Source organism: Streptomyces sp. CLCI03 (assembly GCF_053615355.1).
The window spans coordinates 247,307-264,042 of the sequence record NZ_CM132132.1; the positions used below are offsets into that span (position 1 = coordinate 247,307).

Genomic DNA, 16,736 nt, shown 5'->3' on the forward strand with positions numbered 1-16,736 from the left:
CCGCGCCCGTCGGGCGCGGCCTCCTCGTGCTCAGGCGCCCGGCGGGACCCTGGACGGGCGGCCCGTGCCGCGCGTCAGGGAGTGGCCGAGGATGCCCGCGAGGGCGGCGAGCACGCCGCCCGCGGCGGTCCAGATCCAGCGGTCCGACCACCAGCCGCCGGACCAGCCGTCCTCCGGCTCGCGCAGGGTCGCGGTGACGGTACCGGCGACCAGCGGGGTGGAGAGCGTGCCGTCCACCGCGCTGATGCCGCCGGTCTCCTTGACCTCGGCCTCGACCGCCGCGCGTACCGGCAGGCCCAGGTCCTCCTCCGGCGCGTCGACGACGGTCAGCCGGACGTAGTAGCTGCCCGGCAGCGGATCGTTGGCCCACGGCTCGGCGCCGGCCCGTACGGTGCGCAGGGTGCAGGACAGTTCGACCGTGGCGGCTTCCTTCGCCGCCGCGGCGGTCTGCGTGCCGTAGGTGCACGCCTGTCGGCGGCGCAGTCCGTCGTACACGTCGAGCTGCCAGGTCGAGGCACCGTGCCGGACCTTCGACTCGGGCAGGGTGACGGCGGCCTTCACCGTGGCGCGCTGCTGAGCGTCGATCGGCACCACCCAGTAGAGGTAGTCGCCGCTGGACGCGCCGGCCGTGGCCTTCTGGCCCGGGCGGAACGCCGCCGCGGTACGGAAGCTGGTGCCGGCCTCGGTCGGAGCCGATTCTGTCGTGGCCCCGCCCGGACTCGCGCTCGCACTGGCGCCGGCGCTCGGCGAGGACGTGTCCGCGACGGCCGTGCCCACGGCCGTACCCGCCACCGCGAGGGCGGCTGCCGCGGCCAGCAGGGACGCGGTCAGTGTGCCTACTCTACGCATCAGTTGGTCCTCCAGACGGAGATGCGCCAGCGGGAGATCCATCCCCACACCAGACCGGCCAGCAGTCCGGCGAGCGCCAGCACGGCCAGCAGCCACCAGCCCCGCCCGAGACCGAAGGCGGCGACGTCGGAGGCTTCGTCGGGGCCGTCCACCAGGTCGATGGTCAGCTCGACGGGCATGCCCGGGGTCGTCTTGACGGAGGCGGGAGCGGAGAAGGAGTTGCTGACCTGGAGGCAGACGGTCTCGGGCACGGGCTTGTCGTCCGAGTCCGCGCCGTCGATCTCGGCCTTCGGGTAGCGCAGGCCGGTGGAGAGGACGTCGGTGCGCCCGTCACCCGCCTCCGAGCCGCGGACGATCTCGCGCCCGTGGACGGTGGTGGCGCGCAGCAGGACGCCGTAGTCGTTGTTGACGGCGCGGTCGGCGCCGATGCTGACGGAGGCGCGCAGCTCCTGGCCGGGGAGGACGTCGACCCGGTACCAGCGGTGCTCACCGAAGGTCTCGCGGTCGCTGTAGAGGCCGGCCTTCAGCTGCGGGGCGTTCGCGCACTGCTTGGCGCCCTCGGTCGCCACCGGGTTGACGACCGGGTCCGCGGCGCGGTCGACGAGTTGTTTCACTCGGCTGGAGAGGTCCGCCTTGTGCTGCACCGAGGTGTAGGTACCGCCGGTGGCCTCGGCGATGCAGGTCAGCTGCGCCCGGGTCTTGGCGTCCGGGACCAGACCGAGGGTGTCGATGACCAGGTGGATGCCCTTGGCGGCGATGTCACGCGCCACTTCGCACGGGTCGAGCGGGGCGCAGGTGTCCTCGCCGTCCGTGATGAGCACGATCCGCTTGGAGCCGTTGCCGCCTTCCAGGTCCTGGGCCGCGCCGAGCAGGGCCGGTCCGATCGGCGTCCAGCCGGTGGGGGCGAGGGTCGCCACCGCCGTCTTCGCCTCGGTCCGGTCGAGGGGGCCGACCGCGTAGAGCTGCTTGGTGTCCTTGCAGCCCAGGGCCCGGTCGTCCCCGGGGTAGTCGGCGCCCAGGGTGCGTATGCCGAGGCGTACCTCGGCCGGGACCGCGTCGATGACCTCGTTGAAGGCCTGCTTGGCCGCGGCCATGCGGGTCTGTCCGTCGATGTCGTTGGCCCGCATGGAGCCGCTCACGTCGAGGACGAGGTCGACCTTGGGGGGTTCCTTCGCCGTCGGTTCGTCGGCGGCGGTGGCGCTCGCCGGGAAGAGCCCGACGGCCAGGGCGGCGAGCAGGCCGCACGCCCCGGCCGCAAGCCGTTTTCTTGTGATCATCGCCGGATCGTATTGAGGATCGTCCGGCAATCCAAAACGGGCTGCCGGCCGGGGCTTTCGGGGCGTCCGTGCGGTGTACGCGGCCTTGCGCCGACCGCCCACGGGGTGTCGGGCGGGGCGGACCGGCGGATATCCGGGTGCATGGGGCGGAGCGTCCGATCTAGGCTCCGGGGATGAGCGCTACCCGTATCTTCCGTATCACCGTCCGCGGCTCCTTCGACGGTCTCACCGACGAGCAGAGGGCCGAGCTGCTGGCCGCCGCGTCCGAGCACGACATGCTGCGCGCGGAGTTCACCGCCGAGGGGCACCTCTCGTACGACCTCGCGGCGCGCCCCTTCTTCACCTTCCGCTTCCTGGATTCGGGTGAGGCCGAGGAGGACATCCTCGACGCGACGGCCCGGGCGGAGCTGGCGGCGGAGGGCTGGCTGGCCGAGCGCGGGTACGGCTTCAAGCAGCTGAAGTCACAGGCCCAGGACATGTCGCTGGCCCCGTTGGGCAAGCGCCGGCGGCGGGAGGCCGCCCGGTCCGACGCCTGACGGATCGGTCCGACGCCTGACGGATCGGTTCGGCCCCGCCAGGTCGGTGGGGCCCCGTCGGGTCGGTGGGGCCCCGTCGGATCAGTTCGGCGGCGGGTTCGCGGCGAAGACGTGCGCGAGGTGGGCGGCCAGTTGCCGCGGGGAGGGTGGGGAGAGCCGGGCGCCGAGGTATCCGTCCGGCCGGATCACGAAGGCCGTGGGTTCCTTAGCCGCGTACAGGCGGGCGAACTCGCCCCGGCCGTCGGTGTAGACCGGCAGGGTCGTCCCGTCGGCCTCGACCACGACGTCCGCGTCCGCATCGGCGCCCGGGGCGGCGTCCGGGTCGGCCGCGCGCACCACGCAGACCTCCATCCGGCCGCCGGAGGACTCCCGGGCCGTCCGTACCAGCTCGTCGAGGGCGGGGCCGGACCCGGGCTCCGCCCCGGCCCCCGCCCCGTACAGCAGCAGGACGTGGTCCCGCTCGCGCAGGACGTCGTACAGGCGCATCGGGTAGCCGGTGATGGGGCCGGTGAGGCCGGCGCAGTCGGGCGCCCGGTCGCCGGGCCGGGGACCATCGCCCGCGCCGGCCGGGTCCACGGACGGGCTTCCCCGGTAGCCGACGAGGAGTTGGGCCTCGCGCATGATCAACGTCGCGGGGTCGTCGGGGTCGTTCTCCATCCCCTCGACGGCATGCCGAACGGTGCGGCCGACGACTTCCTCGCCGACGGGCCGGCGCTCGGCGTCGTAGCCGGCGAGCAGATCGGGGTGGGCTGCGCCCGCGCACGCCAGGGCGAGTTTCCAGGCCAGGTTCCAGGCGTCCTGGATACCGGTGTTCATGCCTTGGGCGCCCGTCGGCGGGTGGATGTGGGCCGCGTCCCCGGCGACGAAGACCCGGCCGTCGCCATAGCGGTCGACGATCCGGTGGCTGATGCGGAACATCGAGGTCCAGCGGATGTCGTAGGCGGTCGTGGGCTGCGGTGAGAGCCGGTCCAGGACGGTCTGGATGTCTGCTTGCCCGGGGCCCCGGCCGCTCTGCAGGCCGTGGGTGATGCCGTCGGAGGCGGCCTCGGTCCCTCCCGCCGTGGAGAGTTGGGGCGGCACCATCATCGACATGCGGTACCGGCCCCGGCCGGGCAGCGGGATGCAGACCAGCACGTCGTCGACCGCCCCGGCGCCGTCCACGTGCATGGCGCGCACGGCGTATCCGGGCGGCAGGTCCCAGTCGACGCGTACGTCGCCGAGCATGTACTCCTCGGCGAAGGCCCCGCCCTCGTAGCTGAGGCCGAGGCCCTTGCGGACGATGCTGTGGGCACCGTCGCAGCCCACGAGGAAGCGGGTCCGTACCTCTTCCTCCGCCCCCGAGGCGGTACGCAGCCGGCAGGACACCCCGTCGGCGTCCTGGGCGAACGACTCCAGTTCCGTGCCTCGTTCGACCGCGGTGCCGAAGCGGCCCAGGTGCGCGTCGAGGATGCGCTCGGTCTCGTACTGGGGCAGCGCCGCGAACCCGTACGGGACTTCGGATGGCAGGGAGAGGTCGACACGGGGCTGCTCGGCCCCGTTGACGTAGAGGATCTGGCCCCGCATCGGGACGGCCGCCTCCAGGGCGGTGCGGGCCAGTCCCATGCGGTCCCACACCTCGAAGGTGCGCGGCTGGATGCCCACGGCCTTGGCGAACGGCAGCCGGGCGGGCAGCCGGTCGACGATGCGGCAGGAGACACCCCGTCGGCGCAGCTCCGCGGCGGCGGTCAGCCCGACCGGGCCGGCGCCGACGACCAGTACGTCCGTTGCGTAGGTGTGCGCCACCGGCGCCTCCTGGCGTGCGGCCCCCGGAGAAATGGGTGTCCCTCCATGGTGGCCGCCCGCCGGGTGTCCGGCATCTTTACTCGATCACGAGGTCCACGGCGATGTTGCCGCGGGTGGCGTTGGAGTAGGGGCAGACCTCGTGCGCCTTCTTGACCAGCAGGGCGCCCGTCTCGCCGGCGAGGGACTCGGGGAGCTCGACGCGCAGGACGACGGCCAGGCCGAAGCCGGCGCCCTCCTTGATGATGGAGACCTCCGCGGTGACCGAGGCCTCGCCGGTGTCGACCTTGGCCTGGCGGCCGACCAGACCGAGCGCGCTGGCGAAGCAGGCCGCGTAGCCGGCCGCGAAGAGCTGCTCGGGGTTGGTGCCCTGCCCGTTGCCGCCGAGCGCCGGGGGCATGGCGAGGGCGAGGTCGATCTGACCGTCGGAGCTGACGGCGCGGCCCTCGCGGCCGTTGGCGGTGGCGACAGCGGTGTAGAGCGCGTCCATGAGAGGTCCTCTCGCAGAAATGAACCGTGGTGGCGGCCGGTGGTCGACCGCGCTCCACTACTAGAGCACACAATTCAGTTGTGCACAATTCAATGCCTCGCAAGTCCTTCCCGGGTACACTGGGCGTCATGACCGAGCAGCCCACCGCGACCCACGCCGACCAGGACTTCCTGCGCCTCGACGGACAGATCTGCTTCGCGCTGAACGCCGCGAGCCGCGCCTTCGGAGGGCTCTACCGGGTCGTCCTGAAGGACCTGGGGCTCACCTACCCCCAGTACCTGGTGATGCTCGTGCTGTGGGAGCACGGCGAGATGCCGGTCAAGGAGATCGGGCAGCACCTGCGACTGGACTCGGGAACGCTGTCCCCGCTGCTCAAGCGCCTGGAGGCGGCCGGACTGGTCCGCCGCGAGCGCAGCACCGAGGACGAGCGGTCCGTGCACGCCCACCTGACGGAGGCGGGCGTCGCGCTGCGCGTCCGGGCGGTGGAGGTGCCCCGGCGGATCGCCGCCGCGACCGGCTTCGAGCTCACCGAGGTCCTCGACCTCCAGGCCCGGCTGAACCGCCTCACCGCCGCCCTCGACGCCGCCGTGCCCCGGGAGGCCGGAGAGGCGTAGCCGCCGCCCGCACCGGACACTGGGTCCGGGAGACCGGGGGGCGGGAAGCGGGAGGCGGGGCGGCGGGCAGGAGGTGCGCGATGGACCCGGTTGCGGCGCTGGACCGGATCGCCTTCCTGCTGGAGCGTGCGCAGGCGCCCACCTACCGGGTACGGGCCTTCCGGTCCGCTGCGGCCGCCCTCACCCGGATGGGCGAGAGCGAGGTGGCCGAGCGGGTCGCGGCCGGTTCCCTGGAGGCCGTGAAGGGCATCGGCCCCAAGACGGCCCAGGTCGTCCGGGAGGCACTCGGCGGAGCCGTCCCTGCCTACCTGCAGACGCTGGAGGACGAGATCGCCGCGCTCCCCGAGGGGCCGCCGGCCACACCCGCCGCGACCGCGCTCCGGGCGGCCCTCCGCGGGGACTGCCACGTGCACTCCGACTGGTCCGACGGCGGCAGTCCGATCGAGGCGATGGGTCGGGCGGCGGCCGCCCTGGGCCATGAATGGGCCGTACTGACCGACCACTCGCCGCGCCTGACCGTCGCGCGAGGACTCTCCCCGGAGCGGCTGCGCGAGCAGCTGCGGGTGGTGGCCGAGCTCAACGACACCTGGGCGCCCTTCCGGCTGCTCACCGGAATCGAGTGCGACATCCTCGACGACGGGTCCCTGGACCAGGAACCGGAGCTGTTGGACCGGCTCGACCTGGTCGTCGGCTCGGTGCACTCGAAGCTGCGGATGGACTCCCCCGCGATGACCCGGCGGCTGCTGGCGGCCGTACGGAACCCGCTGATGGACGTCCTGGGCCACTGCACGGGTCGGCTGGTCACCGGCCGGACCCGGCCGGAGTCGCGGTTCGACGCGGAGGCCGTCTTCGCGGCCTGCGCGCGGAGCGGCACGGCAGTGGAGATCAACAGCCGACCCGAGCGGCTGGACCCGCCCCGGCGGTTGCTGCGGCTCGCCGTCGCGGCCGGCACCTTCTTCGCGATCGATACGGACGCGCACGCCCCCGGCCAGCTCGACTGGCAGATCGTCGGCTGCGAGAGGGCGGTGGAGTGCGAGGTTCCGACCGGGCGTGTCATCAACACCTGGCCGGCGGAAGAGCTCCTGGCGTGGACCCGCACGCGGGAGATGCCCTGACGGCCGTCCCGTCGCACCCCGCGGCGGACCGCGACGTGTGTGTTTTCGCGGGTGCCTCGCGTGGATCGCGCAATTCGCGGTATCGCGTGTCGCGTGTATCGCGGGCGTATCGAAAATCGGATACGCCCCCGCAACCGCCCCCCGCGTGGAATGTCGGCATGAACCATGACGCATCCCTGCCGGCACCGCCACCACCCCGTCGCACGCGCGCGATCGTCCTCCTGGCCCTCGCGGTCCTCGCCCTGGCGGGCGCCGCCTACGTCCTGCGGCGGCCGCTCATGATGTCCGCCCCGATGTGCGCGGCCGGCCGGTGGCACGGCTGCTACGACACGTTCAACGGTGTGGTGCTCATGACCTTGGCCACGCTGCCGGTGGCCCTGCTGGTGGCGTGGGCCCTGGCGCGCCGTCGACGCGCCGTCGGCGTCGCGTCGGCGTGGCGGCTGTCGCTCGCCGAGGTGGGCATGGTCCACGGCACGGTGCCGTTCGTGTGGATGACCATGATGCCGGGCGGTGGGGCCGGCGTGGTCCCCGCCCGGGTGAGCCTGGTACCGCTGCGGGACCTGGTCACGATGGGGCCGCTCGGGATCGTCGGCAACCTGCTGGTCCTGGCGGCGCTGGGCTTCTTCGCCCCGATGCGGTTCGCGGCGGTGGCGTCGCTGCCGCGGATCCTGGCGCTCGGGGCGGGCTGCTCGATCCTGATCGAGACCGCCCAGTACGTCCTGCGGCTGGACCGGGTCTCCTCCGTGGACGACGTCCTGGTCAACGCCACGGGCGCCGTGCTGGCCGCCCTCGCGTCACGCCGCCGGTGGCGCGGCCGGCGCGGCACGACGGGGGCGCCGTCCGACCCGCCGCGCCCCACCCCGGCGCCCGCGGCGGCTGGCCGGGTCGTGTGACCGGCGGTCGCACAGCGTCGCATACGTCGACGATATGGTGCGCTGCTTAAGCTGCGGACATGCGCGTACTGATCGTCGAGGACGAGCCCTACCTGGCCGAGGCCGTCCGCGACGGTCTACGACTGGAGGCGATCGCCGCCGACATCGCCGGCGACGGCGCCTCCGCCCTGGAACTGCTCAGCGTCCACTCCTACGACCTCGCGGTCCTCGACCGCGACATCCCCGCCCCCTCGGGCGACGAGGTCGCCCGGCGCATCGTGGCCTCCGGCAGCGGCATCCCGATCCTCATGCTCACCGCCGCCGACCGGATCGACGACAAGGCCTCCGGGTTCGGGCTCGGCGCGGACGACTACCTCACCAAACCGTTCGAGCTGCGTGAGCTCGTCCTGCGACTGAGGGCCCTCGACCGCAGGCGCGGACACGCCCGGCCCCCGGTCCGCAAGATCGCGGGGCTGCGGCTCGACCCCTTCCGCCGTGAGGTGTTCCGCGACGGGAACCATGTCGCGCTCACCCGCAAACAGTTCGCCGTGCTGGACGTCCTCGTCGGCGCCGAGGGCGGGGTCGTCAGTGCCGAGGAGCTGCTGGAGCGGGCCTGGGACGAGAACGCCGACCCCCTCACCAACGCCGTGCGCATCACCGTCTCCGCACTGCGCAAACGGCTCGGCGAACCATGGGTCATCGCCACGGTGCCCGGCGTCGGCTACCGCATCGACGCCGGTACGGGCCCCACCGCCCCCGGCCGTACGCGTGGATAGACGACCCGGGCTCAGCGCCCGCCTGAAGCTCACCCTCAGCTACGTCGGGTTCCTCGCCCTCGCCAGCGCCCTGCTGCTCGCCGTGGTGTGGGTGTTCCTGCTGCGCTACGTACCCGACAACTCCCAGGGCCTGCTCGGGATCTCGCCCAACCGCTACCTCCTGGTGCACACCTTCGCCCCGGCCGCGGCCGTGGCGATGGCCTTCCTGCTCGTGTTCGGCCTCGTCGGGGGATGGTTCCTCGCCGGCCGGATGCTCGCACCGCTCACCCGGATCAGGGACGCGGCCCGGCTGGCCGGGGACGGGTCGCTGTCCCATCGGATCCGGATGCCCGGCCGTCAGGACGAATTCCGGGATCTCTCCGACGCGTTCGACGCGATGCTCGAACAGCTGGAGTCCCATGTCGCGGAGCAGCGACGGTTCGCCGCGAACGCCTCCCACGAACTGCGCACCCCGCTGGCGATCTCGCGGACGCTGCTCGACGTCGCCCGCGAGGACCCGAGACGGGACCGGGGCGAGCTCATCGAGCGCCTGTACGTGGTCAACACGCGGGCGATCGACCTCACCGAGGCCCTCCTGCTCCTCGGCCGCGGCGACCGGGGTGGTTTCGCCCGGGAAGGCGTCGACCTCTCCCTCCTCGCCGAGGAGGCCGCCGAGACGCTGCTTCCCCTCGCCGAGCGACGCGGGATCACGCTCGACGTCACCGGCGGGGCGGCCCCGACCGTAGGTTCGGCGGAGCTGCTGCTGCGCATGGTGACGAACCTCGTCCAGAACGCCCTCGTCCACAACCTGCCCGCCGGGGGCACCGTGACGGTCCACACCGAGGCGTACGGCGCCACGAGCGTGCTGCGGGTCGAGAACACGGGCCCTCGGCTCCCCCCGGAACTGGTACCGACCCTGACCGAACCCTTCCGGCGGGCAGCGGACCGGGTACGCACCGACGAGCACGCCGGCGTGGGCCTCGGCCTGGCCATCGTGCAGAGCGTCGTGCGCGCCCATGACGGAACCCTCGCCCTGGTCGCCCGCCCCGCCGGCGGTCTCCTCGTCACGGTGCGGCTTCCGGGCACGCCGTAGGTCTTCGGGCCTCAGCGGGTGCCCGGGGTGATCAGGCCGGTCTCGTACGCCGCGATCACCGCCTGGGCGCGGTCACGCAGGCCGAGTTTGGACAGGACCCGGGCCACGTGCGTCTTGACCGTGGCCTCGCTGAGCCGGAACCGGGCGGCGAGTTCGGCGTTGCTGAGGCCGCGGGCCAGGGCTTCGAGGATCTCCAGCTCGCGCGGGGTCAGCGTGCCGAGGTCGCGGTGCAGGGGCGTCGTGCGCTCCCCGGCCGTGGCGAACCGCTCCACCAGCCGCCGGGTGATCGTCGGGGCGAGCAGCGCGTCCCCCGAGCGGACCAGACGGACCGCGGCCGTCAGGTGTTCCGGGGTGACGTCCTTGAGCAGGAAGCCGCTCGCGCCGGCGCTCAGGGCCGCGTACACGTACCGGTCGAGGTCGTAGGTGGTGAGGATGACGATCCGGGGCGGGGTCGCCTCGTCGGCGAGGATGCGGCGGGTCGCCTCCAGCCCGTCGGTGCCCGGCATCCGGATGTCCATCAGGACGACGTCGGGCCGGGTGCGCCGCACCGCGGCCACCGCCTGCTCCCCGTCGGCCGCGTCGGCGACCACGTCGATGCCGTCCGCCGTGAGGATCATGCGGAATCCGGTGCGCACCAGGGCCTGGTCGTCGACGATCACCACGCGGGGTGCCGGCGGGGCCGTCTCGGTCACATCTCCTCCACGGGGATCACGGCGCGGAGCCGGTATCCGCCGCGGGGGCCGTCGCCCGCCCGCAGCGTACCGCCGTACACCGAGAGCCGTTCGCGCAGGCCCACCAGGCCCCGGCCGCCGCCCGGGGTCGCGGGGGTGCGCGGCGCGCCGCCGCTGTCGGCCACCTCGACCCGCAGTTCGCCGGGCGCGTACTCCACCGTCACCGACACCCGCGCCCCGGCGGCGTGCCGGACCGCGTTGGTGAGACCTTCCTGCACGACCCGGTAGGCGGCGAGGTCCACGCCCGGGGCCAGTTCGGGCCGGCTGCCGTGGACCGCCAGGTCGACGGGGACCCCGGAGTCCCTTACGCGGCCGGTCAGTTCCTCCAACCGGTCCAGGCCGGGCTGTGGGGCCAGGCCCACATCGCGCGCCGGGTCCGAGGCGTCGTCCCCGGAGTCGTCCCCACCGTCCCGGCCACCGTCGGACATCGTCAGCAGGCCCATCACGTGGCGCAGTTCCGACATCGCCGTACGTCCCGCCGCCTCGACGGCCCGCATCGCCTCGCGGGCCTGGTCGGGCGAGGCGTCGAGCACCTTGCGCGCCGCGCCCGCCTGGATCGTCATCATGCTCACGTTGTGGGTCACCACGTCGTGCAGTTCCCGCGCGATGCGGGCGCGTTCCTGTTCGACCGCCCGCCGGAGCTGATCGCGCTGCTCCTCGCGCAGGGTGCGCAGGCGTTCACGCCAGCGGTGGATGCCGTGTGCGGCGAACCCGGCGGGCAGGAGGACGAGTACCGGTACCACTCCCCCGTCCACCTTCGGGATCAGGGGGAAGGCGGCGGTGAGCACCATCCCGGCGAGCACCGACAGGACGGTCGAGATCCGGTGGGGGCTGTGCATCGCCGCGCTGTACGCGGCCACCAGCCCGGAGGCGAAGACGATCGTCGTCGCGTCCTGCGCCACGTTCCCCTGGTGGAAGAGGACGGTGGCGCCCATGACCGCCCAGTAGACGGTCAGCGGGAACCGGCGGCGCAGCAACAGGGGAGCCGCGGTGAGCAGGGCCGCCATCAGCTCCCACGGCTCCATCGGCGGCAAGGTGTGCTGCACGAAGGGCACGAGCTGCGCGGGGCCCGGCCCTTCACCCATGCGTACGGGCGGCAGGGGCGGCGGCAGCGGGATCCCGGAGCTGCCGGGCGGCGGTTCCCCGATGTCGACGTACGAGCGGTTCAGGTCGCCGAGGACCGTGGCGACGGCCAGTGCGAGCGCGAGGAGCGCGTCGACCGCCCAGGCCCTGCGCGACATGCGCGGCCGGATCCGGTCGGCCCGGGCGGCGCGGGCCCGGCGGACGGCTGCTTCGATCATCGGGCCAGTCTGCCAAGAGGCAGGGATTCGCGGGTCGCTCCGAGGTCGGAGGGCCACCGCCGGCAGGCGTACATCGCGGGGATGACCCGCCGCCGGGTCCTCCCGGCACGGTAGGGACTTTCCGCACCGCGGCCGACGTGCCGGTCCGGGTCTCCTCCATAGCGTCGGGGCGTACCCGACACCCCGTCAGACGGAGGAACCGTGACCGAAGCGATCGCCGACCCGATCATCGACCTGCGCGAGGTGACCAGGAGCTACGACGAGGGCCCGCCCGCCCTCGCCGGGATCAGCCTCCAGGTGCGCCCCGGTGAGGCCTTGGCCGTCCTCGGACCTTCCGGCAGCGGCAAGTCCACGCTGCTCAACCTGATCGCCGGCCTCGACCGGCCCACCGCGGGCGCCGTCACCGTCGACGGGGTGCGCGTCGACACGCTGAGCGAGACCGCCTCCGCGCTCCACCGGCGCGCCCGGATCGGCATGATCTTCCAGTTCTTCAACCTGCTCGACGACCTCACGGTCGCCGACAACGTTCTGCTCCCGGCCCAGTTGGCCGGAGTGCCCCGCGCCCGGGCGGCGGACCGCGCCGCCGAACTCCTCGCGCGCCTGGGCGTCGAGCGGCACGCCCGCGCGTACCCGGGCCGGCTCTCCGGCGGTGAGCGGCAGCGCGTGGCGGTGGCACGGGCGTTGATGAACCGGCCGCCGCTGCTGCTCGCGGACGAACCCACGGGCGCACTCGACAGCGCCTCGGGCGCCGACGTACGGGAGCTGCTGCGCGGGCTGAACGCCGACGGGCAGACGATCGTACTGGTCACACACGACCTGGCGCTCGCCGAGTCCTGCGCGACGCGGACGATCGAGGTCGTCGACGGCCGGATCGCGCGCGATGTCGGCCGGGCGGTGACCCGATGAGGCCGGGCCGCGCCCCACGGCCGGGCGGCCTCGGGCGGGTGGTCCGGGCCGGCCTCGGCCGACGCCGTCTGCAGACCACCGTGATGACCCTGACCACGCTGATCGCCGTGGCCGCCGCGACCTTGGCGCTCGGATTGCTCGTCAGCTCCCGTGGGCCGTTCGACCGGGCCTTCGAAGGCCAGAACGGAGCGCACCTCACGGTCCGGTTCGACGGATCCGCGGGTGGCACGCAGCAGCGACTCGCGGACAGCGTCCGCACGGCCGGGGTGGCCGAAGCCGCCGGTCCGTACCCCCTCGCGTCGGTCCGCCTGTGGCCCCTGCGGGAGACCCCGCCGGGCTACACGCCGCCGCCCTCGACCCTGGTGGGGCGCGCCGCTCCCGACGGTCCGGTCGACCGGGTCGCCCTGGTCGACGGCCGGTGGGCCGCCGCCCCCGGTGAGATCGTGCTGGAACGGGCGACGCTGCCCCCGGGCATCCGGCCGGGCGCACGTGTGCGGGCCGAGCGGGCGGAGTTGACCGTCGTCGGGATCGCCTCGTCGGCGGGGCGGAGCGCCGATGCCTGGGTCGTACCGGAGCAGGTGGCCGGGCTGACGACGGCGGGTCCCGACCTCCAGATGCTCTACCGGCTCACCGCGTCCGGCACCGCCGAGGACGTACGCGCCGGGCAGGAGGCGATCACGGCGGCCGTACCGGGCGGCGCCGTCACCGGAGCCCGGTCGTACCTCGACGTACGCCAGGTCGCCCAGCAGAACACCGCCGCGTTCATTCCCTTCCTGACGGTCTTCGCCTTCGTGGGCCTGGCCATGTCGGTCCTGGTGATCGGCACGGTGGTGAGCGGGGCCGTGGCCGCCGGCACCCGCCGGATCGGGATCCTCAAGGCCCTCGGGTTCACCCCGCTGCAGGTGGGCCGCGCGTACGTGGCGCAGGCGCTGCTGCCGGCGTCGGCCGGGGCCCTGCTCGGCGTCCTCCTGGGCAACGCGCTCGCCGTACCGGTGATGGCGCAGGTCGCCGAGGTGTACGGAACGGCGGCGGTACCGGTCCCCGTGTGGGTGGACGTGCTGGTGCCCGCCGCGGCGCTGGCGGTGGTCGCGGCCACCGCGTTCGTACCGGCGCTCCGCGCCGCGCGGCTGCCGGCCGCCCTGGTGATCGGGCGTGGCGCTGGGATCACCGGGGCTCGGCGGGGTCTGCGGGCCCGGCACGCCCTGGGCCGGCTGCCGCTGCCGCGATCGGTGCTGCTGGGGCTCGCGGGTCCGCTCACCCGGCCGGCCCGGGCGGCGACGACGGGCTCGGCGGTGGCGTTCGGGGCTCTCGCGGTGACGCTCGCCGTCGGTCTGGGCGGCACCCTGGTCGCCGTGCAGACCGGGGGCGACCCGGATCGTTCCGGCGCCGTCACGGTACGCACCGTGCTTCCGCCGGAGGGCGGTCCCGAGGCCTCCTTCGCGGCGCGCCCGGCGGACCCCGCCGCCGTCGCGCGGGTGCTGGCGGAGCACACCGGCACCCGATCGTCGCGGCGGACCTCCCGTACCGAGGTGGACGTGGCGGGGCTGACGGGCGGCGCGCCGCTCGTGGCGTACGAGGGGGAGGGCGCGGGGGCCGCACCGGTGATGATCTCGGGGCGCTGGTTCGCCGCGCGGGGCGAGGCCGTCGTCGCGGGCCGGTTCCTGAAGGCCACCGGGCTGCGCGTCGGGGACGACCTCGTCGTCTCCGAGCAGGGGCGCTCGGCCCGGCTGACGATCGTCGGCGAGGTCTTCGACCTGGGCGACGACGGGATGACGCTGCGCACCTCGCTGGAGTCGGTCGCCGCACTGGAATCCCCTTATCTGCCGGCCGTGTTCGGGGTCGAGCTGACGTCGGGGACGGACCGGGACCGCTACGTCGCGGAGCTGAACCAGGTCCTGGAGCCGCTGGGCGCCCAGGCCTCGGCCACCGAGAGTCCGTCCTCGAGCGTCTTCACCGCGATGCGGGGGCTGATCGCGATGCTCACTCTGATGCTCGTCGCCGTGGCCGGGCTCGGCGTCCTCAACACGGTCGTCCTGGACACCCGCGACCGGGTCCACGACCAAGGGGTCCTCAAGGCACTGGGGATGACTCCCCGGCAGACCGTCGTCCAGGTCCTGACGGGCGTGGCCGCGATCGGCCTGGTCGCGGGGGCGGTCGGGGCGCCGCTGGGCGCCGCCCTGCACCGTGCGGTGATGCCGGCGATGGGGCGGGCGGCCGGGTTCACGATCCCGCAGGCGTTCATCGACGTCCACGGTGGGCTGCTGCCCCTCCTGATGGCCTTCGCCGGTGTGCCGCTCGCCGTGGCCGGCGCCTCGGCGCCCGCGTTCTGGGCGGCGCGCACCCGTACGGCGCGGGCCCTGCGCGCGGAGTGAGCCCGCTCGCCGCGGCGGCTCACGGGCGGAGTTCGACGACCAGCAGGACCACATCGGCTCCGGCCACCGCCATCGTGGCCAGGAACGGGAGCCTTCCGGCCGGCCGGCGGGCCGCGAGGAGCAGTGCCGTCGTGGTCGCGGCGAGCAGCGTCCAGCCGTACGTCGTCACCCGCCCCGGTGGACCCACGACCAAGGTGGTGGTCGAACCGAGGACGAGCAGCCCGGCCAGGGCGGCCGAGACCCGGCGGCCGAGCCGCTGCGGCAGCCCCGCCACGCCGGTGGCCAGGTCGTCCTCGATGTCGGGCAGCACGTTGGCGAAGTGCGCGCCCACGCCGAGGAGGGCGGCGGCGGCCGTCAGCCACGGGGGCGGCCAAGGAGCTCCGGGCAGGCCCAGCGTGACGAAGGCGGGCAGCAGGCCGAAGGCCAAGGCGTACGGGAGCCAGGAGGCGGCCGTGCTCTTCAGCCTGAGGTTGTAGGCCCAGGCGGCCGCCACGCCGACGAGGTGCGCCGCGCCGGCGAGCGGCCCGCAGGCCAGCGACAGCGCGACGCAGAGCAGCAGCGCCCCGGCCGCGGCCCAGGTGACGGCCGGGGCCGGCACCGTACCGGCGACGAGCGGTTTGTCCGGTCGGCCGGTGGCCAGGTCGCGCCGTAGGTCGACCCGGTCGTTGCACCAGCCGACCGACAGCTGTCCGGCGGCCACCGCGCCCACGGTGACGGCCGCCCGCGCCGGGCCGTGCCCCGCGGCGGCCGTCAGAGCGGCGGCGAAGAGGGTGACGGCGGCCGCGGGCAGCGGGTGGCAGGCGGCGGCCAGGCCGCGGATGAGGGCGGGGACGAGGGTGAGGCCGGACGCCGCACTCCTGGTGGCTTCGGCGTTCTCGTGGGTCTGCGTGGTTCGCGTCGCGGGCACGGCGACACGCTATGCGGCGCCGCGCCCGGTTCGCCTGATTCGTAATGATGTGTCAGTTGTTTTCTATGGTGACCGAATGACACGTGTTCTGGCAGTGCGCAGCGTGTTCCCGCCTCATCGCCACCCCCAGTCCGAGATCACGGAGGCGCTCGCCCGCTTCCTGCCTCCGGGCTCCGACACCGCCCTGCTGCGCCGGATCCACGGCTCGGTGCGCGTGGACGGCCGACATCTCGCGCTGCCGCTGGAGCGGTACGGCCCGGGGAACGACTTCGGCGCGACGAACGCCCTCTTCATCGGGACGGCCCTGGACCTCGGCGCCCAGGCACTCGAACTCGCCCTCCACGACGCCGGCCTGGCGGCCGAGGAGGTCGACCTGGTCATGTCGACCACGGTGACCGGGCTCGCGACGCCCTCGCTGGAGGCCCGCCTCGCCGCCCGCGCTGGCCTGCGTCCCGACGTACGGCGGGTGCCGCTCTTCGGCCTCGGCTGCGCGGCCGGCGCCGCCGGAGTGGGCCATGTCCACGACCACCTGACGGGCCGTTCCGGCCACGCGGCGGTCCTGCTGTCCACCGAGCTGTGCTCGCTCACCCTCCAGTCGACCGACACCTCGATGGCGAACCTGGTGGCCGGAGCCCTGTTCGGCGACGGCGCGGGAGCCCTGGTGGCGGTGGGACGTGACCACCCTCTGCACGCCACCGGCGCCGGGCCCGAGGTGGTGGCCGCCCGCAGTCGTCTCTACCCGGGCACCGAGCACCTCCTCGGCTGGGACATCGGCCACTGGGGCATGCGCATGGTGCTGGGCCGCGAACTGCCGGACCTGGTCCGGCTGCACGTGGCCGAGGAGGTCGAGTCCTTCCTCGCCGCGCACGACCTCAAGCCCGCGGACATCGACGCCTGGATCTGTCATCCCGGCGGACCGAAGATCCTCGACACCCTCTCGGACGCCCTCGCGCTGCCGGATTCGGCGTTCGCCGCCAGCCGGCGCTCGCTCGCGGCCGTGGGCAACCTCTCCTCCGCCTCGGTCCTGCACATCCTGGACGGCGTCCAGAGCGCGGGACCGCCCCCGCCCGGATCGGTCGGGCTGATGCTCGCCTTCGGTCCCGGCTTCGCGTCCGAACTCGTCCTCCTGCGCTGGTGAC

16 protein-coding genes are annotated in these 16,736 nt (G+C 74.0%); 9 read left to right on the forward strand and 7 right to left on the reverse strand.

Features of this window, described 5'->3' with window-relative positions:
- Window positions 1-30: 30 nt before the first annotated feature.
- Together ACWG52_RS01185 and ACWG52_RS01190 are read right to left on the reverse strand one after the other, a co-directional pair.
- Window positions 31-849, reverse strand: a complete 819-nt coding sequence (locus ACWG52_RS01185; RefSeq protein WP_389802726.1) for a hypothetical protein — start codon at window positions 847-849, stop codon at window positions 31-33.
- Window positions 849-2,126, reverse strand: coding sequence for a VWA domain-containing protein (locus tag ACWG52_RS01190; RefSeq protein WP_389802723.1), 1,278 nt, complete (start codon window positions 2,124-2,126; stop codon window positions 849-851). Before ACWG52_RS01190 ends, ACWG52_RS01185 begins: the two co-directional genes overlap by 1 nt.
- A gap of 173 nt (window positions 2,127-2,299) precedes the next feature.
- Between ACWG52_RS01190 and ACWG52_RS01195 the strand changes: the two genes are divergently transcribed.
- The gene (locus ACWG52_RS01195) at window positions 2,300-2,662 is read left to right on the forward strand and encodes a DUF6204 family protein (RefSeq protein ID WP_389802720.1); all 363 of its coding nucleotides are present in this window, start codon (window positions 2,300-2,302) and stop codon (window positions 2,660-2,662) included.
- An 81-nt stretch (window positions 2,663-2,743) separates the two neighbouring features.
- On the opposite strand, the gene ACWG52_RS01200 is transcribed toward ACWG52_RS01195, so the two are convergent.
- Together ACWG52_RS01200 and ACWG52_RS01205 are read right to left on the reverse strand one after the other, a co-directional pair.
- Complete coding sequence (locus ACWG52_RS01200; RefSeq protein WP_453127499.1) at window positions 2,744-4,444, reverse strand: FAD-dependent monooxygenase; 1,701 nt, start codon at window positions 4,442-4,444, stop codon at window positions 2,744-2,746.
- A 76-nt stretch (window positions 4,445-4,520) separates the two neighbouring features.
- Entirely contained in the window at window positions 4,521-4,931 is a 411-nt protein-coding gene (locus tag ACWG52_RS01205; protein WP_033216679.1) for an organic hydroperoxide resistance protein, read from the reverse strand.
- Between the two features lie 128 nt (window positions 4,932-5,059).
- Between ACWG52_RS01205 and ACWG52_RS01210 the strand changes: the two genes are divergently transcribed.
- The 5 genes from ACWG52_RS01210 (at window position 5,060) to ACWG52_RS01230 (ending at window position 9,380) form a co-directional block, all read left to right on the forward strand.
- Window positions 5,060-5,545, forward strand: coding sequence for a MarR family winged helix-turn-helix transcriptional regulator (locus ACWG52_RS01210; protein ID WP_390139013.1), 486 nt, complete (start codon window positions 5,060-5,062; stop codon window positions 5,543-5,545).
- Window positions 5,546-5,625: 80 nt separating this feature from the next.
- Window positions 5,626-6,660: a PHP domain-containing protein gene (locus tag ACWG52_RS01215; protein WP_389802713.1), complete on the forward strand. Its 1,035-nt coding sequence runs from the start codon at window positions 5,626-5,628 to the stop codon at window positions 6,658-6,660.
- 158 nt (window positions 6,661-6,818) lie between these two features.
- A complete protein-coding gene (locus tag ACWG52_RS01220) occupies window positions 6,819-7,553 on the forward strand; it encodes a VanZ family protein (protein ID WP_389802710.1) in 735 nt (244 codons plus the stop codon).
- 59 nt (window positions 7,554-7,612) lie between these two features.
- On the forward strand, window positions 7,613-8,308 hold the full coding sequence (locus ACWG52_RS01225) for a response regulator transcription factor (RefSeq protein ID WP_453127502.1): 696 nt from the start codon (window positions 7,613-7,615) through the stop codon (window positions 8,306-8,308).
- Window positions 8,301-9,380 carry a sensor histidine kinase gene (locus tag ACWG52_RS01230; RefSeq protein ID WP_453127504.1) on the forward strand — a complete coding sequence of 360 codons (1,080 nt, stop codon included), beginning with the start codon at window positions 8,301-8,303 and terminating at the stop codon, window positions 9,378-9,380. Before ACWG52_RS01225 ends, ACWG52_RS01230 begins: the two co-directional genes overlap by 8 nt.
- 11 nt (window positions 9,381-9,391) lie before the next feature.
- Here ACWG52_RS01230 and ACWG52_RS01235 read toward each other — a convergent pair whose 3' ends face one another.
- Both ACWG52_RS01235 and ACWG52_RS01240 read right to left on the reverse strand, forming a co-directional pair.
- Window positions 9,392-10,072 (reverse strand): response regulator, encoded by a 681-nt coding sequence (locus tag ACWG52_RS01235; RefSeq protein ID WP_389802702.1) that lies wholly within the window; start codon window positions 10,070-10,072, stop codon window positions 9,392-9,394.
- The gene (locus ACWG52_RS01240) at window positions 10,069-11,412 is read right to left on the reverse strand and encodes a sensor histidine kinase (protein WP_389802699.1); all 1,344 of its coding nucleotides are present in this window, start codon (window positions 11,410-11,412) and stop codon (window positions 10,069-10,071) included. The genes ACWG52_RS01235 and ACWG52_RS01240 overlap by 4 nt, the downstream gene beginning before the upstream one ends.
- Before the next feature lie 201 nt (window positions 11,413-11,613).
- Here ACWG52_RS01240 and ACWG52_RS01245 point away from each other — a divergent pair, with 201 nt between their 5' ends.
- Complete coding sequence (locus ACWG52_RS01245) at window positions 11,614-12,318, forward strand: ABC transporter ATP-binding protein (RefSeq protein ID WP_389802697.1); 705 nt, start codon at window positions 11,614-11,616, stop codon at window positions 12,316-12,318.
- The gene (locus ACWG52_RS01250; protein WP_453127506.1) at window positions 12,315-14,690 is read left to right on the forward strand and encodes an FtsX-like permease family protein; all 2,376 of its coding nucleotides are present in this window, start codon (window positions 12,315-12,317) and stop codon (window positions 14,688-14,690) included. Before ACWG52_RS01245 ends, ACWG52_RS01250 begins: the two co-directional genes overlap by 4 nt.
- 19 nt (window positions 14,691-14,709) lie before the next feature.
- On the opposite strand, the gene ACWG52_RS01255 is transcribed toward ACWG52_RS01250, so the two are convergent.
- Entirely contained in the window at window positions 14,710-15,597 is an 888-nt protein-coding gene (locus ACWG52_RS01255; protein WP_389802691.1) for a UbiA family prenyltransferase, read from the reverse strand.
- A 76-nt stretch (window positions 15,598-15,673) separates the two neighbouring features.
- On the opposite strand from ACWG52_RS01255, the gene ACWG52_RS01260 reads away from it, so the two are divergent.
- The gene (locus ACWG52_RS01260) at window positions 15,674-16,735 is read left to right on the forward strand and encodes a type III polyketide synthase (protein WP_453127509.1); all 1,062 of its coding nucleotides are present in this window, start codon (window positions 15,674-15,676) and stop codon (window positions 16,733-16,735) included.
- Window position 16,736: the final 1 nt, after the last annotated feature.